Source organism: Pseudomonas sp. RA_5y_Pfl1_P24 (genome assembly GCF_963970945.1).
In the GTDB taxonomy this organism is placed as follows: Bacteria; Pseudomonadota; Gammaproteobacteria; order Pseudomonadales; family Pseudomonadaceae; genus Aquipseudomonas; species Aquipseudomonas tritici.
On the sequence record NZ_CAXAOJ010000003.1, the window covers coordinates 168597 to 194887 of the forward strand.

At 60.4% G+C, this 26291-nt stretch carries 20 protein-coding genes and 2 pseudogenes; 6 read left to right on the forward strand and 16 right to left on the reverse strand.

Annotation, left to right across the window (positions count from 1 at the left end; genetic code table 11):
* The first annotated feature begins 118 nt into the window (after positions 1-118).
* The 6 genes and pseudogenes from AACY30_RS05460 to AACY30_RS05485 all read left to right on the forward strand — a co-directional run bounded on the left by AACY30_RS05460 (position 119) and on the right by AACY30_RS05485 (position 8070).
* The gene (locus AACY30_RS05460) at positions 119-1285 is read left to right on the forward strand and encodes an efflux RND transporter periplasmic adaptor subunit (RefSeq protein ID WP_339468531.1); all 1167 of its coding nucleotides are present in this window, start codon (positions 119-121) and stop codon (positions 1283-1285) included.
* The gene (locus AACY30_RS05465; RefSeq protein WP_339539975.1) at positions 1282-4380 is read left to right on the forward strand and encodes a multidrug efflux RND transporter permease subunit; all 3099 of its coding nucleotides are present in this window, start codon (positions 1282-1284) and stop codon (positions 4378-4380) included. Before AACY30_RS05460 ends, AACY30_RS05465 begins: the two co-directional genes overlap by 4 nt.
* A 31-nt stretch (positions 4381-4411) precedes the next feature.
* Positions 4412-4501: pseudogene (locus AACY30_RS05470) on the forward strand (DNA-binding response regulator); the annotation flags it as partial.
* Positions 4501-4848: pseudogene (locus AACY30_RS05475) on the forward strand (histidine kinase dimerization/phospho-acceptor domain-containing protein); the annotation flags it as partial. The pseudogenes AACY30_RS05470 and AACY30_RS05475, both read left to right, overlap by 1 nt.
* A gap of 312 nt (positions 4849-5160) precedes the next feature.
* Positions 5161-6483, forward strand: a complete 1323-nt coding sequence (locus tag AACY30_RS05480; RefSeq protein ID WP_339539976.1) for an OprD family porin — start codon at positions 5161-5163, stop codon at positions 6481-6483.
* An 84-nt stretch (positions 6484-6567) separates the two neighbouring features.
* A complete protein-coding gene (locus tag AACY30_RS05485; protein ID WP_339539977.1) occupies positions 6568-8070 on the forward strand; it encodes a GGDEF domain-containing protein in 1503 nt (500 codons plus the stop codon).
* A gap of 194 nt (positions 8071-8264) precedes the next feature.
* On the opposite strand, the gene lpxC is transcribed toward AACY30_RS05485, so the two are convergent.
* From lpxC to mraZ, 16 genes are all read right to left on the reverse strand, one after another.
* Positions 8265-9176 carry a UDP-3-O-acyl-N-acetylglucosamine deacetylase gene (lpxC, locus tag AACY30_RS05490; protein WP_003171886.1) on the reverse strand — a complete coding sequence of 304 codons (912 nt, stop codon included), beginning with the start codon at positions 9174-9176 and terminating at the stop codon, positions 8265-8267.
* A gap of 112 nt (positions 9177-9288) precedes the next feature.
* Positions 9289-10485: a cell division protein FtsZ gene (ftsZ, locus tag AACY30_RS05495; RefSeq protein WP_339468525.1), complete on the reverse strand. Its 1197-nt coding sequence runs from the start codon at positions 10483-10485 to the stop codon at positions 9289-9291.
* A 130-nt stretch (positions 10486-10615) separates the two neighbouring features.
* A complete protein-coding gene (gene ftsA / locus AACY30_RS05500; protein ID WP_339468524.1) occupies positions 10616-11878 on the reverse strand; it encodes a cell division protein FtsA in 1263 nt (420 codons plus the stop codon).
* A gap of 15 nt (positions 11879-11893) precedes the next feature.
* Positions 11894-12763 carry a cell division protein FtsQ/DivIB gene (locus tag AACY30_RS05505; RefSeq protein ID WP_339468522.1) on the reverse strand — a complete coding sequence of 290 codons (870 nt, stop codon included), beginning with the start codon at positions 12761-12763 and terminating at the stop codon, positions 11894-11896.
* Positions 12764-12766: 3 nt separating this feature from the next.
* A complete protein-coding gene (locus tag AACY30_RS05510) occupies positions 12767-13723 on the reverse strand; it encodes a D-alanine--D-alanine ligase (RefSeq protein WP_339539978.1) in 957 nt (318 codons plus the stop codon).
* Positions 13720-15180: a UDP-N-acetylmuramate--L-alanine ligase gene (murC, locus tag AACY30_RS05515; RefSeq protein WP_339468520.1), complete on the reverse strand. Its 1461-nt coding sequence runs from the start codon at positions 15178-15180 to the stop codon at positions 13720-13722. Before murC ends, AACY30_RS05510 begins: the two co-directional genes overlap by 4 nt.
* The gene (gene murG / locus AACY30_RS05520) at positions 15173-16243 is read right to left on the reverse strand and encodes an undecaprenyldiphospho-muramoylpentapeptide beta-N-acetylglucosaminyltransferase (protein WP_339468519.1); all 1071 of its coding nucleotides are present in this window, start codon (positions 16241-16243) and stop codon (positions 15173-15175) included. Before murG ends, murC begins: the two co-directional genes overlap by 8 nt.
* The gene (ftsW, locus tag AACY30_RS05525; protein WP_339417582.1) at positions 16233-17456 is read right to left on the reverse strand and encodes a putative lipid II flippase FtsW; all 1224 of its coding nucleotides are present in this window, start codon (positions 17454-17456) and stop codon (positions 16233-16235) included. Before ftsW ends, murG begins: the two co-directional genes overlap by 11 nt.
* The gene (murD, locus tag AACY30_RS05530; RefSeq protein ID WP_339539979.1) at positions 17453-18799 is read right to left on the reverse strand and encodes a UDP-N-acetylmuramoyl-L-alanine--D-glutamate ligase; all 1347 of its coding nucleotides are present in this window, start codon (positions 18797-18799) and stop codon (positions 17453-17455) included. Before murD ends, ftsW begins: the two co-directional genes overlap by 4 nt.
* A 6-nt stretch (positions 18800-18805) precedes the next feature.
* Entirely contained in the window at positions 18806-19888 is a 1083-nt protein-coding gene (gene mraY, locus AACY30_RS05535; protein ID WP_065875052.1) for a phospho-N-acetylmuramoyl-pentapeptide-transferase, read from the reverse strand.
* Positions 19888-21261, reverse strand: a complete 1374-nt coding sequence (locus AACY30_RS05540) for a UDP-N-acetylmuramoyl-tripeptide--D-alanyl-D-alanine ligase (protein ID WP_339539980.1) — start codon at positions 21259-21261, stop codon at positions 19888-19890. Before AACY30_RS05540 ends, mraY begins: the two co-directional genes overlap by 1 nt.
* The gene (locus tag AACY30_RS05545; protein ID WP_339539981.1) at positions 21254-22717 is read right to left on the reverse strand and encodes a UDP-N-acetylmuramoyl-L-alanyl-D-glutamate--2,6-diaminopimelate ligase; all 1464 of its coding nucleotides are present in this window, start codon (positions 22715-22717) and stop codon (positions 21254-21256) included. Before AACY30_RS05545 ends, AACY30_RS05540 begins: the two co-directional genes overlap by 8 nt.
* Positions 22717-24459 carry a peptidoglycan D,D-transpeptidase FtsI family protein gene (locus AACY30_RS05550; protein WP_339468674.1) on the reverse strand — a complete coding sequence of 581 codons (1743 nt, stop codon included), beginning with the start codon at positions 24457-24459 and terminating at the stop codon, positions 22717-22719. The genes AACY30_RS05545 and AACY30_RS05550 overlap by 1 nt, the downstream gene beginning before the upstream one ends.
* Entirely contained in the window at positions 24459-24752 is a 294-nt protein-coding gene (ftsL, locus tag AACY30_RS05555; RefSeq protein WP_339417576.1) for a cell division protein FtsL, read from the reverse strand. Before ftsL ends, AACY30_RS05550 begins: the two co-directional genes overlap by 1 nt.
* A complete protein-coding gene (gene rsmH / locus AACY30_RS05560) occupies positions 24749-25696 on the reverse strand; it encodes a 16S rRNA (cytosine(1402)-N(4))-methyltransferase RsmH (RefSeq protein WP_445261416.1) in 948 nt (315 codons plus the stop codon). Before rsmH ends, ftsL begins: the two co-directional genes overlap by 4 nt.
* Positions 25693-26148, reverse strand: a complete 456-nt coding sequence (gene mraZ, locus AACY30_RS05565) for a division/cell wall cluster transcriptional repressor MraZ (protein ID WP_003171868.1) — start codon at positions 26146-26148, stop codon at positions 25693-25695. The genes rsmH and mraZ overlap by 4 nt, the downstream gene beginning before the upstream one ends.
* Positions 26149-26291 lie beyond the last annotated feature (143 nt).

Genomic DNA, 26291 nt, shown 5'->3' on the forward strand with positions numbered 1-26291 from the left:
CGTACGAATGGTCAGGAGTTAACTGACGCAGCTGTCAGATAGCGGTCACTTTACTGACTGGGTCAGCAGGCTATAAATACTCCCACCTACCTCAACCCCTGCCTTGGCGCCTTACAGCATGCACATTAAAAGAAAAACTGTATTGACCGTGGGAGTCCTCGCAATTCTGGCTGTCGCGGCCTGGGCGCTGACCCGACCTGGCAAGCCCAAACTGGTTGCCTCCACCGCCGTGCCGGTAAGGGTCGTGAAGGTGGTGGAGCAGGACTTGCCGCGCTACGTGACCGGAATCGGCTCGGTGCTGTCGTTGCACAGCGTGATCATTCGCCCGCAAATCGACGGCATCCTCACTCGATTGCTGGTCAAGGAGGGGCAACTGGTCAAGGCTGGTGATCTGCTGGCGAGCATCGATGACCGCTCGATCCGTGCCAGCCTCGACCAGGCCAAGGCACAACGGGGCGAAAGCCAGGCGCAACTGCACGTGGCGCAGGTCAACCTCAAGCGCTACAAGGAGCTGAGCATTGATGATGGTATCTCCAAGCAGACCTACGACCAGCAACAAGCGCTTGTCAACCAGCTGAAAGCCACGTTACAGGGTAATCAGGCCGCCATCGACGCGGCCCAGGTGCAACTGTCTTACACACAGATTCGCTCGCCCGTCACCGGCCGCGTCGGTATCCGTAGTGTGGATGAAGGCAACTTCCTGCGCATGAGCGATGCCCAAGGGCTGTTCTCGGTCACCCAGATCGACCCGATTGGCATCGAATTCTCCCTGCCACAGCAGATGTTACCGACGTTGCAGGGCCTGATCGCAGCCGCTTATCCCGCCCGCGTGGATGCCTACCTGGGTGCCGATACCGAAGGCGACAACGCCGACCTGCTGGGCCAGGGCCGCCTGAGCCTGATCGACAACCAGATCAGCAGTACCACCGGCACCCTCCGCGCCAAGGCCGAATTCAGCAACAGCACACAGAAACTCTGGCCGGGCCAACTGGTGACGATCAAGCTCCAGACCGCCCTCGACCGCAACGCCCTGGCGGTTCCGCCAAGCGTGGTGCAGCGCGGCCTGGACTCGCACTTTGTGTACCGCGTCAACGGTGACAAGGTTGAAATCGTGCCGGTGCAAGTGGTGTATCAGGACAGTGAACGCAACATTCTCAAGGGCATCCAGGCGGGCGATGTGCTGGTCAGCGATGGTCAGTCGCGGCTCAAGGCGGGCGCCAAGATAGAGGTTCTCAAAGAACCACCCCAAGTGATCCAGACCGCTGACGTCAAGGTGCAGCCATGACGACATCCCGGGGCTCGATTTCCGCCTGGTGCATCGACCGCCCGGTCGCCACCCTGCTGCTCACCTTCGCCCTGGTGCTGCTCGGGCTGATTGCCTTTCCAAAATTACCCATCGCCCCACTGCCACAGGCTGAGTTTCCCACCATTCAGGTGACCGCACAGTTACCAGGCGCCAGCCCCGACACCATGGCATCGTCGATTGCGACCCCGCTGGAAGTGCAGTTCAGCGCAATCCCTGGCATGACTCAGATGACCTCCAGCAGTGCCTTGGGCTCCACTCTGCTGACCCTGCAATTCACCCTCGATAAAAGCATCGATACGGCTGCGCAGGAAGTGCAGGCAGCTATCAATACCGCTGCCGGCAAACTGCCGAGCGATATGCCGAGTCTGCCGACCTGGCGCAAGGTAAACCCGGCGGACAGTCCGATTCTGATCGTCAGTGTCAGCTCCCACGACATGCCCGGCACTGAACTGAGTGATTTGGTCGAAACCTTGTTGGCACGCCAGATCAGCCAGCTCGACGGCGTAGGCCAGATCAACATCACCGGCCAGCAGCGCCCGGCGATTCGCGTGCAGGCTTCTCCCGATAAGCTCGCCGCCATCGGCCTGACCTTGGCCGACATCCGCCTGGCGATCCAGCGATCCAGCCTCAACCTGGCCAAAGGGGCGCTATACGGCAAAAACAGCGTCTCGACCCTGGCAACCAACGATCAGCTATTTCACCCAGATGAATACGGCGACTTGATCGTCTCCTACAAGGATGGCGCCCCTGTTCAACTGCGCGACGTCGCCAAAGTCGTCAGCGGATCGGAAAACGCCTACGTTCAGGCGTGGGCCGTCGACACGCCTGGCGTTAACCTGGTAATTACCCGCCAGCCCGGCGCCAACATCGTCGAGACCGTGGAGCGCATCCAGGCCGAATTACCACGGCTGGAGGCCATGCTGCCGGCATCGGTGCAGGTCAGCGTGCTGATGGACCGTACCACCACCATCCGTGCCTCGCTGCACGAAGTGGAAATGACCTTGTTGATCGCCGTATTGCTGGTGGTCGGGGTGATGGCGATTTTCCTGCGCCAATGGTCGGCAACCATGATTGTCTCCAGCGTGCTGGGCGTATCGTTGATCGCGAGTTTTGCACTGATGTACGTGCTGGGCTTCAGCCTGAACAACCTGACCCTCGTAGCCATCGTGGTGGCCGTAGGCTTTGTGGTGGACGATGCGATTGTGGTGGTGGAGAACATCCATCGCCATCTTGAGACCGGTATGGACAAGCGCGAGGCGGCGATCAAGGGGGCCAGTGAAATTGGCTTTACCGTGGTGTCTATCAGTGTGTCCCTGGTGGCCGCCTTTATTCCGCTGCTGTTCATGGGCGGCGTAGTCGGCAGGCTGTTCAAGGAGTTTGCCTTGACTGCCACGTCGACCGTCCTGATTTCCGTCGTGGTGTCCCTGACGCTGGCGCCGACCCTGGCGGCATTGTTCATGAATGCACCGAACCACCGCGCGCATGACAAACCCGGCTTTGGTGAAAGACTGCTGGCAGCCTACGAAAGAACCTTGCGCCGCGCCCTGGCCCACCAGCGCACCATGGCTGGCATCTTCATGCTGACCCTGGCGCTGGCCGTGGCCGGCTATGTGTTTATCCCCAAGGGTTTCTTTCCGGTGCAGGACACCGGTTTTATCCTCGGCACCAGCGAGGCGGCGGCGGACGTGTCTTACCCGGACATAGTCGCCAAGCACAAGGCGCTGGCGCAAATCATGAAGAATGATCCGGCTGTGCGAGCGTTCTCCCACTCCGTCGGTGTAACCGGTAGCAACCAGACCATCGCCAACGGGCGCTTCTGGATTTCCCTCGTACCCCGAGGTGATCGGGATGTGTCCGCCAGCCAATTCATCGACCGCATCCGACCCAAGCTGGCCAAGGTGCCTGGCATCGTGTTGTACCTGCGCGCGGGCCAGGACATCAACCTCAGCTCCGGCCCAAGTCGTAGTCAATATCAGTACGTGCTCAAAAGTAGCGACGGCGCGACGCTGAATACCTGGACCCAACGCCTGACCGAAAAACTGCGTTCCATTCCGGCGTTCCGCGACATATCCAATGACCTGCAACTGGGCGGCAGCATCACCCACATCACGATCGATCGCCGCGCTGCCGCACGGTTCGGGCTCACCGCCACCGACGTCGATCAGGCGCTGTATGACGCCTTCGGCCAACGCCAGGTCAATGAGTTCCAGACCGAAATCAACCAATACCAAGTGGTACTGGAATTGGACACCCAACAGCGCGGCAAGGCCGAAAGCCTGAATTACTTCTACCTGCGTTCGCCGCTGACCAATGAAATGGTGCCGCTGTCGGCATTGGCGCGCGTCGAAGCGCCCACTGTTGGGCCGCTTTCCATCAGCCACCACGGCATGTTCCCGGCCGCCAACCTGTCGTTCAACCTGGCGCCCGGTATTGCGTTGGGTGATGCGGTGATTCTGCTCAACCAGGCTAAAAACGAGATCGGCATGCCGGCTTCGATCATCGGCAATTTCCAGGGTGCGGCGCAGGCCTTTCAGAGTTCGCTGGCCAGCCAGCCGTGGCTGATCCTTGCGGCATTGGTGGCGGTCTATATCATTCTCGGCGTGCTGTATGAGAGCTTCGTGCACCCGCTGACGATCATCTCGACGTTGCCCTCGGCAGGCCTGGGTGCGCTGGTCATGCTGTGGCTGTTGGGCCAGGATTTCTCGATCATGGCGCTGATCGGCCTGGTGCTGTTGATCGGCATCGTCAAGAAGAACGGTATCCTGCTGATCGACTTCGCGCTGGACGCCCAGCGCACGCGTGGGTTGTCACCGCAGGATGCGATCTTCGAAGCCTGCATCACACGGTTCCGACCGATCATCATGACGTCCTTGGCCGCGCTGCTCGGCGCCCTGCCGCTGATGCTCGGCTATGGCGCCGGTGCGGAGCTGCGCCAGCCGCTGGGCATCTCGGTGGTCGGCGGGCTGCTGGTCAGCCAGGCGCTGACGCTGTTCACCACGCCGGTCATATACTTGTACCTTGAGAAGTTTTTTCACAGGCCCAAACCAACACCTGCGTTGGCGACCACACATTGAGGCTGGGGCCCCGCCCTAGAGCAAAAGGCTCATGCGCGTCCTGATTATTGAAGACGAAGAAAAAACCGCGGACTACCTGCACCGCGGCCTGACAGAACAGCGCTACACCGTCGATGCCGCGAGCTGCGTTCGCCACTGACCAATCTTATCGGCCAGACCCAGGTGGCGCTGACCCGAGGGCGTTCGACCGAGCATTATTTCGAGGTACTGCAATCCAACCTCGAAGAGCTGGAGCGCCTGCGCTCGATCATCAATGACATGCTCTTCCTCGCCAGCGCAGACCAGAGCAGCAAGGCCACCAAGCTGATCGAAAGCTTTTATCGGGTGGATGCGTCACGCAGCAACAGCGGCGCGAATCATGGACTGGGCCTGGCCATCGTCAAGGCGATTGCGCTGATGCACGGCGGCGATGTGTTTGTGCGCAGCAAGCACGGTGGCAATACCTTCGGCATCACCCTTCCCGTGTAGCCCGCTCCCACAGTTTGTTCGATGTACATCAGAGAGAGAGATCAGGCAGCCCGACTGTTGCAGTTTGGGCAACAGTCATTATCTTGTTACACTCTGTATCGTACCGCTCACCTGCGTTAATTTGACGCATCGATGAGCGCGACGGCAAAGGCAGCTTGCGCTTACCCGAATTTCCCTCGACTTATTTCCAGGGCTCTATACTGGGAATCTGTCTTAAAGCCGCTGACTTCAGCGGCTTTTTTTTGCCGTAAAAAAGGCCAGGCACACCCCCACGACATTGGCCGTTCCAGATTGACCAAAGGAGCTCCACCGGTGAAGAACTCGCTGACGTTCACCCCGTTATTCCTCGCGATTGCAGCAACGATTGCCCCTCTCGCCCATGCGGCAGACACTCCCCCTGCCGATGGCTTTGTCGAAGGTTCCAGCCTCACGCTAAACGCCCGCAATTACTACATGAACCGCGACCGGCGCGACATCCACACCGATGACAGCAAAGAATGGGGCCAGGGTTTCATTGGCACTTTTGAATCCGGCTACACCCAGGGCACTGTCGGCTTCGGCCTGGACGCTCAGGCCATGCTTGGCCTCAAGCTCGACGGCGGTGGCGGCACTGATGGCTCCAGCATCCTTCCCTACGGCAGCGGCAACGGCAAGGCACCCGGCTCGTTTTCCACAGCCGGTGGCACCTTGAAAATGCGTGCGTTCGATACCGAGCTGAAAGCCGGCGACCTGTTTCTGAATAACCCGGTGATCGCCGGCGGCATGACGCGCATGCTGCCACAGACCTTCCGCGGTGTGAGCCTGGCCAACCACAGCCTGGATGGCTGGATGTTCGAAGGTGGCCAGGCCAGCTTCACCAAGCTTTATAACCAGAGCGGCCACCGGCGCATCGGCACCAGCTACGGCGCTCTGCCGAACAACGCGGACAGCCAGCACATGAACTGGGCAGGCATGTCGTTCAGCGGCATCGATGGGCTGACCAGCAACCTCTACGCCTCAGAACTCAAGGACGTGTGGAACCAGTACTACTACGACCTGGATTACACCTACGTGGTGAACGAGATGATCAGTCTCAACCCCGGCCTGCACTACTATCACACTCAGGACACCGGGCAGTCGCTGCTGGGAGATATTGATAACAATACTTACAGCCTGCATTTCACCGTGAACGCGGGTCATCACAGCGTCACCGCCGCCTACCAGCGAGTCAATGGCAACACGCCGTTCGACTACATTGCCCAGGGCGATAGTGTGTACCTGGACAACTCCCAGCAATACTCCGACTTCAACGGCCCCAACGAACGCTCGTGGAAGCTCAAGTACGCCTATGACTTCGGCGGCCTGGGCCTACCCGGCCTGAGCACGGCCGTGTCCTATATCAGCGGCAAGACCGACCTGACCAAGGTCGATCCGCAAAGCCGTGGCTACAGCGCCTGGTACAGCGCTGACGGTAAGAACGCCAAGCATTGGGAACGGGATATCGATGTGAAATACGTGGTACAGGGCGGCAAGGCCAAGGACTTGGCATTGCGCCTGCAATGGGCGGTCAACCGGGGCAGCAACGGTTACTCAGCGGTGGATCGGGATGTGGATGAATATCGGGTGATCGTCGACTATCCGATCAACGTGTTCTGACACTCTCATTTCTTTCGCGGCGATTATTTGATTTTCATCGGGTAGAGCTAAACTGCCAGTATTTTCCCTGCTGAAGCCTGCGCGATGAGCCAACGCCGCACTCGTACCCTGCCTGCGCGCCCGGAGCTGTTACTGATTCTGGGCAGCGGTTTCACCGTGACCCTGATTGTGATCATTGTCGCGGCGCTGTTGATTCGTGAACACGCCAGCACCTTGCAGGCCGCTCAACGCTCGACGAGCAACATCACACAACTGATCAACGCCGACGTGTTGCGTAACGTCGAACTCTATGACTTTGCCTTGCAGGGATTGATCACTGCCAGGCAGCGTCAGGACTTGTCCCAGGCATCGGCGGTCATTCAGCACCTGGTGCAGTTTGATCAATCCATCGCCGCGCCTTTCAAAGGCGAGGTCCTGCTGTTGGATGCCAATGGTTCAGTGATCGCAGACTCATCGACACTCACGCCGACACCGCGTAATTTCGCCAGCCGTGACTATTTCCTGGCACACAAAAACGCTGAGCAAACGGGGTTGTCCATCAGTCGTCCATTCCGCATCCACTGTCACTGCGATCAAGTGTGGCGCATTGCATTCAGCCGGCGCGTATCCGGCCCCAATGGCGAGTTTGCCGGCGTAGCGGTAGCGACCATGCGCCTGGCTTATTTCGACCAACTGTTCAGTCGCCTGACGATCGGCAACGGCAGCTCGGTCAACCTGCTCAACAACCGCGGCATTCTGTTAGCCCAGCAACCACTGCTGGAGCGCGACATGATTGACAAGGACCTGAGCGATCGTCCGAACTTCAAACGCATGCTCGATGAAGGCAGCGGGAGTTTTCAGGCCATCTCGACCATCAACGGCAAGGAGCGCCTGTATACGTTCACTAATGTCGGGGCATTGCCGCTGATCGTGGTGGTGGCGCTGTCCAGCCAAGACGTGCTCGCGCCATGGAAGCGCGCCGCGCTGCTCACCAGTGGGGCCACCGGCATCCTTTGTATTGGCGTGTTATGGCTGACCTGGATGCTGCGCCGGGAACTGCGGCGCCGTTATCGCGCTGAACGTGTACTGTCAGAACTGGCAGCCACCGATGCCCTGACCGGCCTGGCCAACCGCCGTATCCTCGACGAACGCCTGCGCCTGGAATGGGAGCGCGCCCAGCGCTCGGCCGAGCCACTGACGGTGCTGATGATTGACGTAGACCACTTCAAAGCCTTCAACGACCGCCACGGCCATCACGGTGGGGACGAAGCGTTGCGCACCGTGGCCCAAGTGATCGTCAGCAACATCCGTCGCCCTGGCGACCTGGCCGCGCGCTATGGTGGAGAAGAGTTTGCAGTGGTGCTGCCGCATACCGATGCCAAGGGCGCCAGGGTGATTGCCGAGCACATCCGCAGCAGCATCGAGCATTTGCCACGGGTGGCAGGGGATGAGCGGCCGATTACCGTGAGTATCGGCGTGAGCACTTGGGACAAGCGCAGTCACATGTCGCTGGAGGCGTTGTTGTTGAGTGCGGATCGGGCGCTGTATGAGGCCAAGCACAGTGGGCGCAATAGAATTGTGGATGCTGCATCCCTGCGGGATGTGTGAGCCCGGTCAATGTGGGAGCTGGCTCGCCTGGGATGCAGACGACTCGTTACTGCAGGCACACTGAGGTGATCCCACCGCAGCCCCGCTGGGGCTCGACAGCCCCACATTCGAGTTGCTTTGCTCTCAGAAACAGCGCACATAAAAAAAGGCTACCCAAAGGCAGCCTTTCAAAACTAAAGAAAGAGAGTTGTTACTTACACCGCCGCGACGGGACGCATGTAAGAGATCGGTGCGGTGCTGGCATCTTCGAAGGTCACAACTTCCCAAGCATCTGTCTGCTCAATCAACTTGCGCAGCAGCTGGTTGTTAAGGGCATGGCCCGACTTGAAGCCTTTGAACTCGCCTATCAGGCTATTGCCCAGCAGGTAGAGGTCACCGATTGCATCGAGGATCTTGTGCTTCACAAATTCGTCTTCGTAGCGAAGGCCGTCTTCGTTCAGTACACCATCCGCGTCGACCACAATGGCGTTTTCAACGCTGCCGCCGAGTGCGAGGTTGTGCTTGCGCAGGTACTCGATGTCACTCATGAAACCAAAGGTACGGGCGCGGCTGACTTCTTTTACGAACGAAGTGCTGGAAAAATCCACGCTTGCACTTTGTGTGCGGTCACGGAATACCGGGTGATCGAAATCGATCTCAAAGCTCACTTTAAAGCCTTCGAACGGGACGAAGGTGGCGCGCTTGTCGCCGTCTTCTACTGTCACTTCCCGCAGAATGCGAATGAACTTCTTGGCTGCGTCCTGTTCTTCCAGGCCGGCAGATTGAATCAAGAATACGAAGGGTCCAGCGCTGCCATCCATGATCGGGACTTCGGACGCGGAGAGCTCGACGTAGGCGTTATCGATGCCCAGGCCAGCCATGGCCGAGAGCAAGTGCTCCACCGTGTCCACTTTGACGTCACCGTTGACCAATGTGGTCGACATCGTGGTTTCGCCAACGTTTTCCGCGCGAGCAGGAATCTGCACCACAGGGTCCAGGTCGGCACGAACAAACACGATGCCGGTGTCGACAGGTGCAGGTTTGAGGGTCAGGTATACCTTCTCCCCGGAGTGCAGACCTACACCTGTGGCACGGATAATATTCTTCAGGGTGCGTTGTTTAATCATGGCTTGGACCGCTTGAGCGCAAATTGCGAACTGGTATCAACAAAGGCTGGCGATAATAGCAGACCAGACCTTTGCTGAACACCAATCACCTTCATAGCCCTGATACATTCCATCAATCGGCCTGACGACGCAAAAATGCCGGGATGTCCAGATAGTCCAGATCATCTTGCGGATTCGGGCTACGGGACGCAGCAGCACCGGCCTGAGCCTGGTTGCGCATCACGGTCGGACGGTCCAGATCACGGTAGTTCACCGACGGCAGTTCCTGGCGCGAAGGCGCTGGAGCAGCAGCCGCTTGGCTGTTGTGGCTGGTATGAACGGTATTGTCGATCACCTTTACAGGCTTCTCGATTTTAGCGCCCAGGCCGGTCGCAACCACGGTCACGTGCAATTCATCACGCATGTCTGGATCGATAACGGTACCGACTTTGACCATCGCGTGCTCGGAAGCGAAGGCTTCGATGATGCTACCCACGTCGGAGTACTCACCCAGGGACAGGTCAGGACCGGCGGTGATGTTCACCAGAATGCCGCGTGCGCCTTGCAGGTTCACGTCTTCGAGCAACGGGTTGCGGATGGCCGCCTCAGTCGCTTCACGTGCACGGTTCGGACCGCTGGCGCAGCCAGTGCCCATCATCGCCATGCCCATTTCGCTCATGACAGTGCGTACGTCGGCAAAGTCGACGTTGATCATGCCTGGGCGCTTGATGATGTCGGAGATACCGCGAACGGCACCGGCCAGTACATCGTCAGCCTTGGCGAACGCGGACAGCAGGCTTGCGTCCTTGCCCAGGATGGTCAGCAGCTTCTCGTTGGGAATGGTGATCAACGAGTCGACGCTTTCAGACAGCAGACGGATGCCTTCGTCGGCGATCTGCATGCGCTTGCGACCTTCGAACGGGAACGGACGGGTGACGACAGCCACCGTCAGAATGCCCATTTCCTTGGCCACTTCGGCAATGATCGGCGCAGCACCGGTACCGGTACCGCCGCCCATGCCGGTGGTGATGAACACCATGTTGGTGCCTTGCAGCACTTCAGCAATACGCTCACGGTCTTCCAGCGCGGCTTGACGGCCGACTTCCGGATTGGCGCCAGCGCCGAGGCCTTTGGTCACGGCTGTGCCCAATTGCAGGATGGTCCGCGCGCCGATGCTTTTCAGCGCCTGGGCATCAGTGTTGGCGCAGATGAATTCAACGCCTTCAATGTTGCTCTTGACCATATGGTTCACAGCGTTACCGCCGCCACCGCCGACACCGATCACTTTGATGACCGGGCTAGCGGGGATGTTGTCTACGAGTTCGAACATGTTCCCTCTCCTTTCATTTTCTCTAGTTTTTTCGCCTACTGCTTTACATCAGCTACAAGTTGCAAGCTATTAGCTGCAAGCTTGAAGCGTGTTACTTGAAGCTTGTAACTTGCCGCTTGAAGCTACTTCTTTAGAAGTTGCCCTTGACCCATGCCTGCAAACGCTCGAACAACGGCGCTTTCGCCTCGTCGTCGCCGCGGTAACTGTCACGGTTGCTCGGGCCCGACAAGGAAATGCCGTCGGCCTGCTTTTGCAGCCCGTACAACAGCAAGCCCACACCGGTGGAATAAATCGGGTTGCGTACCACGTCGCCCAGGCCTTTGACGCCATGGGGCAAGCCCAGGCGGACGGGCATGTGGAAGATTTCCTCGGCCAGTTCGACCGCGCCTTCCATCTTCGAGGTACCACCGGTCAGCACGATGCCGGCCGGGATCAAATCTTCGTAGCCGCTGCGACGCAGTTCAGCCTGGATCAGGGTGAACAGCTCGTCGTAGCGCGGCTCGACCACTTCGGCCAGGGCCTGACGCGACAATTCGCGCGGTGGACGGTCGCCCACGCTTGGCACTTTGATGGTCTCGCCGGCACCGGCCAGCTTGGCCAGGGCGCAGGCGTAGCGGATCTTGATTTCTTCGGCGTACTGGGTCGGTGTACGCAGCGCCATGGCGATGTCGTTGGTCACCTGGTCGCCGGCAATCGGGATCACGGCGGTGTGACGGATCGCACCCTCGGTGAAGATCGCGATGTCGGTGGTGCCGCCGCCGATGTCGACCAGGCATACGCCCAGTTCTTTTTCATCGTCGGTCAGTACCGAGTAGGCCGAGGCCAGTTGCTCGAGAATGATGTCGTCGATTTCCAGGCCACAGCGGCGCACGCATTTCTCAATGTTTTGTGCAGCGTTGACGGCGCAGGTCACCACGTGGACCTTGGCTTCCAGGCGCACGCCCGACATGCCCAGAGGCTCACGAACGCCTTCCTGGTTATCGATCACGTAGTCCTGCGGCAGGGTGTGCAGCACGCGCTGGTCAGCCGGAATCGCCACGGCCTGGGCAGCGTCGAGTACACGCTCAAGGTCAGCCGAGCTGACTTCGCGGTCGCGAATCGCCACGATGCCGTGGGAGTTCAAGCTGCGGATATGGTTGCCCGCCACGCCGACAAACGCCGAATGGATCCGGCAACCGGCCATCAGCTGCGCTTCTTCGATAGCGCGCTGGATCGATTGCACGGTGGACTCGATGTTCACCACCACGCCCTTCTTCAGGCCACGGGACGGATGCGTGCCAATACCGACGATTTCGATCGTGCCGTCTTCCCCGACCTCGCCCACCAGCGCCACCACTTTGGAGGTGCCGATATCGAGACCGACGATCATTTTGCCGCTTTGCACGTTTGCCATGGGTCCTGCCTCTTCTTAATTCTTCGCGACAGCGGGTTGCGCTGCCGTGGGCGCAGCCGGTTCACGCCAGCCGACGGCAAGGCCGTTGGCGTAACGCAGGTCGACGCTCGCAATGTTCGTAATCTGTTCTTTCAAGGTCTTGTCATAGATGGCAATGAAGCGGCGCATCTTTTCCACCAAGTGGTCGCGTCCCAGCAACAACTGGATGCCCGGGCCGGAACTGCCAGCCCCGGTCGTCAAAAACCAGCTGCCCCGTTCACGCAGTTCCAGGCGTGCAATGGAGAAGCCCAGTGGCCGCAGCATCTGGCTCAAGGCCTGGTACTGCTGCATCACTTGCTGCTGCGCCCGCTGCGGCCCGAACAACTGCGGCAGGTGCTCGTAGTTGGCCAGCTCTCGCGGGGTGAACGCCTGGCCCTGGTTGTTCAACAGTGCTTCATCACCCCAACGGGCCACGGGCAGTTGTTCTTCCAGGCGGATCGTTACCTGGTCCGGCCATACACGGCGGACTTCGGCGTGGGCGATCCACGGCATCTGTTCCAGCTCCGCGCGCATTCCGGCCAGGTCGATGGTAAAGAAGCTCGCCGCCAGGTACGGGCCAATACGCTGCTGTACCGCTTGCTGGCTGATGTAGCTCAAGTCGCCCTGCACACTGATCTTGGTGATCGGCCGGTCGGCGTACGGCAGTAGACGCTGTGCGCCCTCGTAAGTGCCAAAACCCAACACCACCAGCAGCACCGGCCAGAACAGCGCCTTGAGGAAACCAAAATTGGCTTTCGGCAGGCGCGCCGACATCGGCTCTTTAGCCACCATTCGGCTGGCACCCCGAGGCACCGGCTTGCGGTTCGGTGCTTGTGGGGGCTGATGACGAAGCGATGCGCCTTTCATGTCTTAGCCTCTGGGCTCAATGCTTGCCGCGAGGATCGCCAGCACCAACTGCTGAAAATCCAGACCGGCTGCGCGAGCGGCCATGGGCACCAGGCTGTGATCGGTCATGCCCGGAGCGGTGTTGACTTCAAGGAACCAGAAATTCCCTTGGTCATCCTGCATCACGTCTGCCCGCGCCCAACCGGCGATACCCAGTGCCTCACAGGCTCTCGCCGTGAGGTCCATCAATTCCTGTTCTTTGGTTGCATCAAGGCCGCACGGGATCCGGTACTGGGTATCGGAAGCCACGTACTTGGCGTCGTAGTCGTAAAAGGTGTGGGGCGTGCCCAATGCGATGGGCGGCAATACCTGGCCACGCAGGGTGGCGATGGTGTACTCGGGACCCTGGATCCACTGTTCAACCAATACTTGCGAATCGTAGGTGCTTGCCGCTTTCCATGCGTCAATCAATTCGGCGGCCGAGTTCACTTTGGCCATGCCGATACTGGAGCCTTCATGGGCTGGTTTGACGATCAAAGGCAGGCCCAGTTCCTTGGCTGCAGAAATACAATCGTCTTCGCTGCACAGCACGCTGTGACGCGGGGTCGGAATGCCCAGGCTGTGCCACACCTGCTTGGTGCGCAGCTTATCCATGGCCAATGCCGAAGCGAGGATGCCGCTGCCGGTATAAGGAATGCCAGCGCACTCCAGCAGGCCTTGCATACTGCCGTCTTCACCGCCACGGCCGTGCAGGATGATGAAGGCGCGGTCAATTTTCTCGGCCTGCAGGCGGGCGAGGAAGTCGTCGCCTACGTCGATACCAAACGCGTTCACACCAGCGCTTTGCAGGGCTTCAAGCACGGCGTTGCCGGACTTGAGCGACACGTCGCGTTCAGCGCTTTTGCCGCCGAACAACACCGCCACGCGACCGAAGTCGTCAGGCGTGATAGTGGAGAACAGGGAGGCGTAGTCAGTGGTCATTTCGCCCCCCCCTTCGCGGCCGCAAACACTTCTTTTACAAACAATGGGCTCGCCAACAGTTTCGGGGCAAGGCCGCCAATGTCACCGGCCCCCTGGCACAGCAGAATGTCGCCGGCACGCAGCAGTGGCTTGACGATAGGGGCCAGGTCCACACCGCGCTCGATGTAGATCGGGTCCAACTGGCCACGCTGACGGATGCTGTTACACAGCTTGCGGCTGTCGGCACCCGGGATCGGTTCTTCACCGGCCGGGTAGACTTCCATCAACAACAGCACGTTGGCATCGGCCAATACATTGACGAAATCGTCGTACAAATCCCGGGTACGGCTGTAACGGTGCGGCTGGTAGACCATCACCAGGCGGCGCTCCGGCCAGCCACCACGCACGGCCTTGATCACGGCGGCCACTTCGGTGGGGTGGTGACCATAGTCGTCCACCAGCATCACGTCGCCGCCTTCTACCGGCAGTTGGCCGTAGACCTGGAAGCGACGGCCCACGCCGGCAAAGCGCGACAGACCTTCGACGATGGCTTCATCGCTGACGCCCTCGTCGCTCGCAATGCAGATAGTCGCGAGCGAGTTCAAGACGTTGTGGTTGCCCGGCATGTTCACCGAGACATCCAGCGGTTCACGGTCCGGGCGCAGCACGGTGAAATAGGTCTGCATGCCTTCCTGGCGCACATTGATCGCGCGCACGTCGGCGTCTTCGCTGAAGCCGTAGGTCACGGTTGGGCGCTTGACCGATGGGAGGATTTCACGCACCACCGGATCATCCAGGCACACCACCGCCAGACCGTAGAACGGCAGGTTGTGCAGGAACTCGACGAAGGTTTTCTTCAACTTGTTGAAGTCGCCGTCGTACGTCGCCATGTGGTCTTCGTCGATGTTGGTGACGACGGCGACCATCGGCTGCAGGTGCAGGAAGCTCGCATCACTTTCATCGGCTTCGGCGATCAAGTAGCGGCTGGTGCCGAGCTGGGCGTTGGTGCCGGCTGCATTCAGGCGGCCGCCGATCACGAACGTTGGGTCTAGGCCACCGGCCGCGAACACCGAGGCGATCAGGCTGGTCGTGGTGGTTTTGCCATGGGTACCCGCAACGGCAATGCCGTGGCGATAGCGCATCAGCTCGGCGAGCATCTCGGCGCGTGGCACCACGGGAATACGGCGCTCAAGGGCCGTGGCCACCTCCGGGTTGGAGGTGTTCACAGCGCTGGACACTACCAGCACGTCGGCTTCGGCGGCGTTCTCGGAACGGTGGCCGATGAAGATCTGCGCGCCAAAGGTTTTCAGGCGCTCGGTGACCGGCGACTCTTTCAAGTCAGAGCCAGACACCTGGTAGCCCAGGTTCAGCAATACTTCGGCAATGCCGCACATGCCCACTCCGCCGATACCGACGAAGTGGATGCGACGGATGCGGCGCATTTCCGGTTGCGGCATGGCTTTCTGATTCTCAACCATGGGCCACCTCCAGGCAGATATCGACCACAGTACGGGTTGCGTCAGGTTTGGCCAGGCGGCTTGCGGTGCTCGCCATGTTATTGAGTCGTTCCGGTTGCATCAAAACCTCGGTCAGGCGTGCGGCCAAATCGGCGGCGCCAGTCGTTCTTTGCGGCAGCAGGAAGGCAGCGCCCTCCCCGGCCAAATATTCGGCGTTGCGGGTCTGGTGATCGTCAATCGCGTGGGGCAGAGGCACCAGCAAGGACGGCAGACCGGCGGCGGCCAGTTCACTGACGGTCAGCGCACCAGCGCGACAAACCACCAGGTCGGCCCAGCCATAGGCTTGGGCCATGTCTTTGATGAAGGGCTGTACGTTCGCCTCTACACCGGCTTCGCGGTAGCGCGTCGCGGTGACTTCATCGTGATGCTTGCCGGCCTGATGGAAGACCTCCGGGCGCACTTCCACAGGGAGTTGCGCCACGGCTTCCGGCAGCAGTTTGTTCAGCGGCTCGGCGCCGAGGCTTCCACCCAGGATCAGCAGGTGCGCCTTGCGCCCGCCCAATGCTTCGCGAGCGATGTCCATAAACAGTTCAGTGCGCACCGGGTTGCCGGTGGTGCGACGCTTGTCCGATGCTGCAAACGTATTCGGGAACGCTTCACACACCCGTGCAGCCAAGGGCACCAGCAGGCGGTTGGCAGTACCGGCGACGGCGTTCTGTTCGTGCACGATCACCGGCACGCCGGCAAGCTTGGCGGCGACGCCACCCGGGCCGGTCACGTAACCGCCAAAGCCGAGCACGCACACCGGTTTCAATTCGCGAATGACCTTGCGCGCTTGCCATACCGCCTTGAGCAACACAAACGGCGCCTTGAGCAAGGACAATTTGCCTTTGCCACGCAGGCCGGTGACGTTGATCAGGTGCAGGGGCAAGCCGGCATTGGGTACCAATTCGTTTTCAATGCCACGCGGTGTTCCCAACCAGTGCACGGTGTAGCCACGGTTCTGGAATTCGCGCGCGCAGGCCAGGGCCGGGAACACGTGGCCCCCGGTGCCGCCCGCCATGATCAGCACGTTAGCGCCCATGGGTCGGCTCCTCGGCGAAGTCACTTTCGCTGAACTCCATCTCCTCACTGCCCAAGTGGGTTCGACTCTCCCACTCGATACGCAACAACAAGCCCAGACAGATGCAGCAAATCACCAACGAACTGCCGCCGTAGCTGAGGAACGGCAGGGTCAGGCCCTTGGTCGGCAGCCGCCCGATATTTACCCCGACGTTAATCAGGAATTGGCCGATCCATAGGAAAGCCAACCCATACGCAACGTAGGCGGCAAAGTACTGCTTGGCTTTCTCTGCCCACAGGCCTATGTACATGGCGCGCACACAGACAAATACAAACAGCGCAACAGTGCACAGCGAACCCACGACACCAAGCTCTTCCGCCAGTACCGAGAACACGAAGTCGGTGTGGGCTTCCGGCAGGTAAAACTGTTTCTGCACACTGTTCCCCAACCCCACGCCAAACCACCCGCCGCGGCCAAAGGCGATCAGCGCCTGGGTCAACTGGTAACCCGCGCCAAACTGATCGGACCATGGGTCGGTAAAGGTAATCAGGCGGGCCATCCGATAGGGTTGCGCCAGGACCAGAAGGTAGACCGCGACCACCGCCAGCACGACCATCAAGGCGAAGCGTACGAGCCCGACGCCACCGAGGAATAGCATCGCCGCCGCCGCGCCCATCATGACGACGGTGGCACCGAAGTCGGGCTCCATCAGCAACAGGCCGGCCATAGGCAGCAGCACGATGAATGGCTTGAAGAAACCCATCCAGCTTTCGCGCACCTCTTTCTGGCGCCGCACCAGATAGCCGGCGAGGTAGATCACCACGAATACCTTGGCGATTTCGGACGGCTGCACGTTGAACGCACCGAAACCGATCCAGCGCATCGAACCGTTCACCTCGCGGCCGATGCCGGGCAGGATCACCATGACCAGCAAGCCAAACGCACCGATCAGCATCAGCCAACCCAGGCGTTGCCAGGTAGCGATCGGGATCATCATGGTTACGACGCAGGCACCGAGGCCGATCACCAGGTACACCAAGTGACGGATCATCATGTACAGGGTGTTGCCCGACTGCACGGCGGCCACCTCGGAGGACGCCGACGTGATCATCACCAGGCCCAGGCCAAGCAGGGCCAGGCAACCGGCGAGCATTGGGAAATCCAGGTCGATACCGCGCCCGGTAATAATCGGCGACGGGTACGGCTTGATGATGTTTCTGAAGTCGATACTCATGCCAAGGCCTCCACGGCGCGGGCGAACAGCTGGCCGCGCTCTTCGTAGTTCTTGAACATGTCGAAACTGGCGCATGCCGGCGACAGCAGCACCGCATCGCCCGGCTGGGCAAGGGCTTTGCACTGGGCGATGGCGTCGTCCAGGGACGTGGCGCGTATGTGTTGCACGCCTTCGCCCAACGCAGCAGCGATCAAGTCAGCATCGCGCCCCATCAGCACCACGGCACGGCAATGTGCAGCGACCGGACCTTTAAGGTCCTTGAAGTCGGCACCTTTGCCGTCACCGCCAGCGATCAGCACCAGCTTGCCTTCGATATCGGCACCAAGGCCCTCGATGGCAGCCAGCGCCGCACCGACGTTGGTGGCCTTGGAATCGTTGTAATAGCTCACGCCATCCAGGTCGCGGACCCACTGGCAGCGATGCTCAAGACCGCCGAAGGTGCGCAGGGCCGATAACATAGCGTCGAACGGCAGGCCCACGGCATGGCCGAGCGCCAAGGCCGCCAGGGCGTTGGACTGGTTATGTGCGCCACGGATTTTCAGCTCGCGCACCGGCATCAGGTTCTGGAATTCGAAGGCCAGGTATTTCTCGCCGTCCTCTTCGCGAATGCCGAAGGTTTTGAAATCCGGCTTGCCGAGGCCGAAGGTCCAGCACGGCAGGCCCTCGCCCATCAGCGGGCGGCTCAATGCATCTTGGCGATTGACCACCACTTGCCTGGCGCCACGGAAGATCCGGTGCTTGGCCAGATGGTACGCAGGCAGGCCGCTATAGCGGTCCATGTGATCTTCGCTGACGTTCAATACGGTGGCGACTTCAGCACCGAGGTCGTGAGTCGTTTCCAGCTGGAAGCTCGACAACTCCATCACGTAAAGCTCGACGTCGTCGCTCAGCAGGTCCAGCGCCGGCGTGCCGAGGTTGCCGCCCACGGCCACGCGCTTGCCGGCCGCCGCCGCCATCTCGCCAACCAGAGTGGTCACGGTGCTTTTCGCGTTCGAGCCGCTGATGGCGATGATCGGTGCCTTCGCGTTACGTGCGAACAGATCAATGTCGCCGGACAGCTTGACGCCCCGCGCTGCTGCGGCTTGCAGGGCCGGTGTCGCGATTGCCAGGCCGGGGCTCACGTAGAGCTCGTCGGCACGGCACAGAAACTCGACATCCAACTCGCCACAACGCACTTCCACGTGCGGGTAGTCACGGCGCAGCGTGACCAGCTCCGGTGGATTTTCCCGCGTGTCCGCCACGGCAAACGACGTGCCCCGGTTCGCCAGGAAGCGAACCAGGGACATGCCGCTCTTGCCGAGGCCGACAACGATGCGGAAGTGGTCTGAAGCGATCAGGGACACTCGTTTCTACCTCAGTTTCAGGGTGGCAAGGCCGACCAGGACCAGAATCACGGTGATGATCCAGAAACGGACAATCACGCGCGGCTCGGGCCAGCCCTTGAGTTCAAAGTGGTGGTGAATCGGCGCCATGCGGAACACACGACGCCCGGTCAATTTGAAGGAGGCCACCTGGATGACCACCGACAGGGTTTCCATCACGAACACACCGCCCATGATGAACAACACGATTTCCTGGCGAACGATCACCGCGATGGTGCCCAGGGCCGCGCCCAGTGCCAGTGCGCCGACGTCGCCCATGAAGACTTGTGCCGGGTAGGTGTTGAACCACAGGAACCCCAGGCCAGCACCGATCAGCGCGCCGCAGAACACGATCAACTCACCCGCGCCTGGTACGTAAGGGATCAGCAGGTATTCAGCGAATTTCACGTTACCCGACAGGTAGCAGAAGATGCCGAGCGCACCGCCGACCATCACCGTCGGCATGATCGCCAGGCCGTCGAGGCCGTCAGTCAGGTTGACCGCGTTGCTTGAGCCAACGATCACGAAATAGGTCAGCACCACAAAGCCGATGCCCAGTGGAATGCTGGCGTCCTTGAGCATTGGGATGATCAAAGTGGTCTCGACTGCGCTCGGCGCCGTCATGAACAGGAAAATCGCTGCGCCCAGGCCGAACACCGATTGCCAGAAATACTTCCAGCGGCTTGGCAGCCCCTTGGAGTTTTTCTCGATCACCTTGCGGTAGTCATCCACCCAGCCGATGGCGCCGAACAACAAGGTCACCAGCAGCACCGTCCAGACATAACGGTTGTGCAGGTCAGCCCACAGCAAGGTGCTGATGCCGATGGACGAGAGGATCAGCGCGCCGCCCATGGTCGGCGTGCCGGATTTGGACAGGTGCGACTGCGGGCCGTCATTGCGAACCGATTGACCAATTTGCAGGTTCTGCAGGGTGCGGATCATCCACGGCCCCAAAAACAGCGACAGAGACAGCGCGGTCAGCACACCCAGGATCCCGCGCAGGGTCAGGTACTGAAAGACCGCGAAGCCTTTGTGGAACTGTTGCAGATACTCAGCCAGCAGCAGCAGCATTAATGTTTCTCCGTACTTGAGCCACACAAGGCCGCGACGACGTTTTCCATCACCGCGCTGCGCGATCCCTTGATCAAAATGGTTGTGTGTTTGTCTTGTTCAGCCGCCGTCAGCGCCTGGATCAGCTCGGCCTGGGTCGCGAAATGCCGCGCGCCGGAACCAAAGCTGTTTACCGCGTGAGCCATGTTCGGGCCGACGGCGTAGAGCGCGTCAACGTTGCCTGCGGCATACGCACCGACTTCTCGGTGCGACTGTTCGGCCCACTTGCCCAGTTCGGCGATATCACCCAGCACCAGTACCTTGCGACCGTCAAAGCCTTTGAGCAGGTCAATGGCGGCGCAGACCGAGGACTGGTTGGCGTTGTACGTGTCATCAATCACGCGCATGCCGTTGGTGGCCAACTGCGCCACAGTGCGGCCCTTGACCGGCTGCACCGCGCCCAACCCGGTGGCGATACCGAACAACGATACGCCCAAGGCGTAAGCAGCAGCGGCGGCGGCCAAGGCGTTGGCGACGTTGTGGTTGCCCAGCAGGTTCAACTGCACGTGCTCACTGCCTTGCGGAGTGTGCAAGGTAAAGGACGGGCATCCACGCGCATCGACCGTGATGTTGGAGGCATGGAAATCGGCCGCTGCATTCAGCACGGCAAACGTCAGGACCTTGCGCCCGGCAGCGCGTACCCGCCAGGTTTCGAAAGCCTTGTCGTCAAGATTCAGAACAGCAGTGCCCGACGCATCCAGGCCCTCAAGGATTTCACCTTTGGCTTGGACGATGTTTTCCGGGCCACCGAACTCGCCGACATGGGCGGTACCGGCATTGTTGATGATTGCCACGTGAGGCTTGGTCAAGGTCACGGTGTAGGCAATTTCACCGACGCGCGAAGCGCCCAGTTCGATCACAGCCGCGGTGTGTTCCGGGGCGAGTTCAAGCAGGGTCAGCGGAGCGCCGAAGTCATTGTTCAGGTTGCCACGTGTGGCAAGGACCGGCCCGCGCGTGCGCAGCACACCGGCAAGCAGTTCCTTGACCGTGGTCTTACCGCTGGAGCCGGTGATGGCTGCAACCGGCTTATCAACAAAGGCGGCGCGGTTCAACGCGCCCAGCTGGCCCAAGGCCAGACGGGTATCGGCGACCAGCAATTGCGGCAAGGTGGAATCGGCGACTTCGTACTGCACCAACGCGCCGACGGCGCCTTTGGCGGCGACGTCATTCAGGTAGTCATGACCGTCGAAACGCGGACCGGTCAGGGCAACAAACAGTTGCCCCGGCGTGATGGCGCGGCTGTCGATACTGACGCCGTCGAAACTGCAATCGCCCGACAACACACGGGCCGACAGCGCCTGGGCAAGTTCGCTGAACGTCATCGCTTTAAGCATGAGCGACCTCCCAGGCCGTCAAGGCATGCTCAGCCTCGAGCAGATCGGAGAAGGCATGCCGCTCGCCGTTGATTTCCTGGTAGTCCTCGTGACCTTTGCCGGCCAGCACGACCACGTCGTCAGCGCTGGCGCTGGCGATCAGTTGGGCGATAGCGGCGCCGCGACCGGCAACGAACGTGGCCTTGGACGCCTCTTTGAAGCCAACACGAATGTCGTCAAAAATCTGGCTCGGGTCTTCGCTGCGTGGGTTGTCGTCGGTGACGAGCACGCCATCAGCCAGGCGTTCGACAATGTCGGCCATCAGCGGGCGTTTGCCGCGATCGCGATCGCCGCCGCAACCAAACAGGCATAGCAATTTGCCCTTGGCGTGCGGACGCAGGGCCATCAGTACTTTTTCCAAAGCGTCTGGCGTGTGGGCGTAATCGACCACCACCAACGGCTGCGTGCCGCCACCCAGGCGCTGCATGCGACCGGCCGGCCCCTCCAGCTTGGGCAGTACGCGCAGGATTTCGTCCAGGGCGTAGTCCAGGCCGAGCAACGCGCCGATAGCGGCGAGTACGTTGCTCAGGTTGAAGCGACCGAGCAAGGTGCTGCGTAAATGGTGTTCGCCTTGCGGTGTAACCAAGGTGGCGCGCACGCCTTCGTCATTGAATTGGGCTTCGCGGCAATACAGGTAAGCGCTGGAGTCTTCCAGGCTGTAGCTGATCAGGCGCGATTCACGGTCTTCGGCTGCCAGTTGGCGACCGAACGCGTCGTCCAGGTTCACGACCCGGCACTTGAGGTCATTCCAGGCAAACAGCTTGGCCTTGGCTGCCGCGTAGGCTTCCATGGTGCCGTGGTAGTCCAAGTGATCACGGGACAGGTTGGTCATCACCGCCACATCAAACGCCAGCGCGGTTACGCGCCCCTGGTCCAGGCCATGGGACGACACTTCCATCGCAACCGCCTTGGCACCGGCCTTTTTCAGGTCGGCCAGGGTCGCTTGCACAGCGATCGGGTTTGGCGTGGTGTGCAGGCCGCTGTGCAGCGCGCCGTAGAAACCGGTGCCCAAGGTGCCAACAATGCCGCAATGCTGGCCGAGCAGGTCAAGGGCCTGGGCGACCAATTGGGTCACGCTGGTCTTGCCGTTGGTACCGGTCACGCCGACCAGATTGAGCTGGCGGCTCGGGTCGCCATAGAAGCGGCCGGCAATGTCGGACAATTGCGCAGCCAGGCCTTTGACCGGAATCAATGGCACGTCAGTGATCGGCAGCACGGTAGCGCCTTCCACTTCGTAAGCCACGGCGGCTGCACCACGCTGCAACGCGTCTGCGATATGCGCGCGGCCATCGAATTTACCGCCAGGCACGGCCAGGAACAGGTCACCGGCACGCACACTACGACTGTCCAGGCTCAACTCGCGAATCAACAAATCGCGACCAGCGTGGGCAAAAATCTTGTTCAGGCTAAGAGACATCAGCCGCGCCCTCCATTGGCTTTTACAGCAGCGGTCGGTGGTCCGGCGTTCGCTTGTTGAGTCGGCGGCAGGTTGTCCGGCGTGATGTTCATCAGGCGCAGGGTGCCGGACATTACTTTGCTGAACACCGGCGCCGATACCAGGCCGCCGAAGTAGCCCGCTTTGCTCGGCTCATCGATCACGACGACGATGGCGTAGCGTGGGTCGCTCATCGGACCGAAGCCGGCGAACAACGAACGGTAGGAGTTTTCGGCGTAGCCCCTGGTGCCGACCGATGTCTTGCGCGCGGTACCCGACTTGCCGGCCACGTGATACGCCGGCACTTGGGCACGGAATACACCGCGCGGTGCTTCGATCACTTGTTGCAGCATGCCTTGGATGGTCTTGGCGACGTTTTCCGGGATGACCTGGGTGGCTTTCGGCGCTTCGTCGATGTGGATCAGGCTCAGCGGAACCATCCGGCCATTATTTGCCAATACAGAGAAAGCATGGGCCAGTTGGATCGCCGTCACCGACAGGCCGTAGCCGTAGGAAAGTGTGGCGGTCTCGGCCTTTTTCCAGTCGCGATAGTTAGGCAGGTTGCCCACACGTTCGCCAGGGAAATCCAGGCCGGTGGGTTGGCCCAAACCGAGCTTCTGCGCCAGGTGGTAAATGGTTTCGCCGCCGATATCGAAGGCGACCTTACTCATGCCCACGTTACTGGAGTTGATCAGGATACCTGTCAAATCCAGCACAGGACCTTCGGAGCGAGATACGTCGCGAATGGTGTATTTTCCCAGCTGCAAGGTGCCTGGGTACACCTCGACCTTGTCGCTGGGTTTCCAGCGTCCGGTTTCCAAGGCGGCACTCATCGAGATGGCTTTCATGGTCGAACCTGGTTCGAACACGTCGATCATCGCGCGGTTGCGCATCATCGCCGGTTGCAGGTTGCGACGGTTGTTGGGGTTGTAGGTCGGCTGGTTGACCATGGCAAGAATCTCGCCGGTCTTCACGTCCATGATCACCAGGCTGCCGGCCTTGGCGCCGTTCTCGATGATCGCGTTACGCAGCTCGCGGTTGGCCAGGTATTGCAGGCGCAGGTCAATCGACAACGCCAAGGGCTTACCGGCCTTGGCGTTTTTGGTGACCTGGACATCCTTGATCAACCTCCCGCGCCGATCCTTGATGACTTGTCGCTTGCCGGGAACTCCGGCGAGCCATTCATCGTAGGCGAGCTCCACACCTTCTCGGCCGTGGTCATCGATGTCGGTAAAGCCGACCATGTGCGCGGTGGTTTCACCCGCCGGGTAGAAACGACGGAATTCCTCGATGCCGTAGACACCGGGGACTTTAAGATCGAGCACTTGCTGGCCCTGTTCGGGGGTGAGGCCGCGAACCAGGTAGATGAATTCTTTGTTGGCTTGCGCTTCCAGACGCTCGGCCAAGGCTTTCGGGTCTTGGCCGAGGGCAGCGGCAAGCGCTGGCCAACGGTCCTTGGCCACCTGCAGTTCCTTGGGGTTTGCCCACAGGGTAGTCACCGGGGTGCTGACGGCCAAAGGCTCGCCATTACGGTCGGTGATCAGGCCGCGGTGCGCAGGAATCGGAATATGCCGCAGACTGCGTGCATCGCCCTGGCTGATCAGGAACTCACGGTCGATCACTTGCAGATCAATGATCCGCCAGGCGATCGCACCCACCATCAATGCCAGCAACCCCACCACCAGGCGGAAGCGCCATGGGTAGAGTGCGCCTTCGAGCTTCATCATGGCGTCACCATGCGAACTTCGGCCGCGCCGGGGATGTGCATTTTCAACTGTTCGGTGGCCAGCACTTCGATGCGACTATGGGCGGTCCAGGTGCTTTGCTCCAGGATGAGCCGGCCCCACTCGGCTTGCGCCTTGTCCCGCACACTCAATTCCCCGTACAGGGTATTGAGCAATTGACGGTTGTAGTGCGCGCTGTAGGACACCGCAATCGCGGACACCAGCACGCCAACGTACAACAGCATCATGAAGAAGCTGCCGCCCGGAAGAGGCTTGGCAAAAAGCTTGCTCACCGCAACTTCTCCGCGACGCGCATGACGGCACTGCGGGAACGTGGGTTAGCCTTGAGTTCGGCCTCGGAAGCGAACTGCGGTTTGCCATGGATTTTGATTTTCGGCACAAAGGCGTCGAAACGTACCGGCAGGTTGCGCGGCAGGTTGTCGGACTCACCCTTGACCAGGCGACGCATGAACAGTTTGACGATACGGTCTTCCAGGGAGTGGAAGCTGATCACAACAAGTCGACCGCCCACTTCCAGCGCCTCGAGGGCAGCTTCGAGGCCGGCCTCCAGGTCGCCCAATTCGTTATTGACGTGAATACGCAAGCCTTGGAACGCACGGGTCGCCGGGTTCTTGCCTTTTTCCCACGCGGGGTTGGCGACTTTCAGCACTTCGGCGAGATCAGCGGTGCGCTCGAATGGCTGGATTTCGCGGCGCTCGACCACGGCACGGGCCATGCGACCGGCGAAGCGTTCTTCACCGTATTCCTTGAACACACGGGCGATTTCTTCCACGGGTGCGGTGGCGATGAACTGGGCAGCACTGACGCCACGCGTAGGGTCCATGCGCATGTCGAGCGGGCCGTCATTCATGAAACTGAAGCCGCGCTCCGGGTCGTCGAGCTGTGGCGAAGACACGCCCAAGTCGAGCAAAACCCCGGCCACCTTGCCCGCCATGCCGCGCTCGGCGACTTCAGCGCCCAGTTCGGCAAAGCTACGCTGCACAACGACAAAGCGGCCGTCTTCGGCCGCTAGCGCTTGCCCGGTGGCAATCGCTTGGGGGTCTTTGTCGAACCCGAGGAGTTTACCGTCCGACCCAAGCTGGCTGAGGATCAACCGGCTATGCCCACCCCTGCCGAAAGTGCCATCCAAATAGCAGCCATCCGCGCGTACGGCGAGAGCCTCAACAGCTTCGTCAAGCAGTACGGTGATGTGGTTAAAGCCGCTATCAATAGTCACAGGATCAAATCACGCAGTTCATCAGGCATAGCGCCCGGTTGTTGAATAGCAGCCAGGTCTGCTGCAGAAACAGCATCCCAGGCATCTTCGTCCCACAATTGGAACTTGTTCAGTTGGCCGACCAGCATTGCGCGCTTATCCAGCTTGGCGTACTCGCGCAAACGCGGAGGCACCAGGAAGCGACCGCTGCCATCGAGTTCGAGGTCGACGGCATTACCAATCAGCAAACGCTGCAGGCGGCGGTTTTCTTCACGCAATGAAGGCAGGGCGCGCAGTTTGGTTTCAATCAACTCCCACTCATCGAGCGGGTAAACACATAAACAAGGGTCAACGGCATCGATGGTGATGATTAACTGCCCGGAACTTCGCGAAATCAGCTCGTCGCGATACCGGCTCGGCATAGCGAGACGGCCTTTTGCATCGAGACTGATTGCATTAGCTCCGCGAAACACAGATGCGTTTCTCCAAATTTTAGCGTTTTACGTTCAAAAAACCCACTTTGTGCCACTTTCCGCCACTTGCGCACACTATAGGAATGCGCCCACCACACCGTCAAGGCACGGATTCAAGGAAAAGCCTTACAGAACGGAGATTT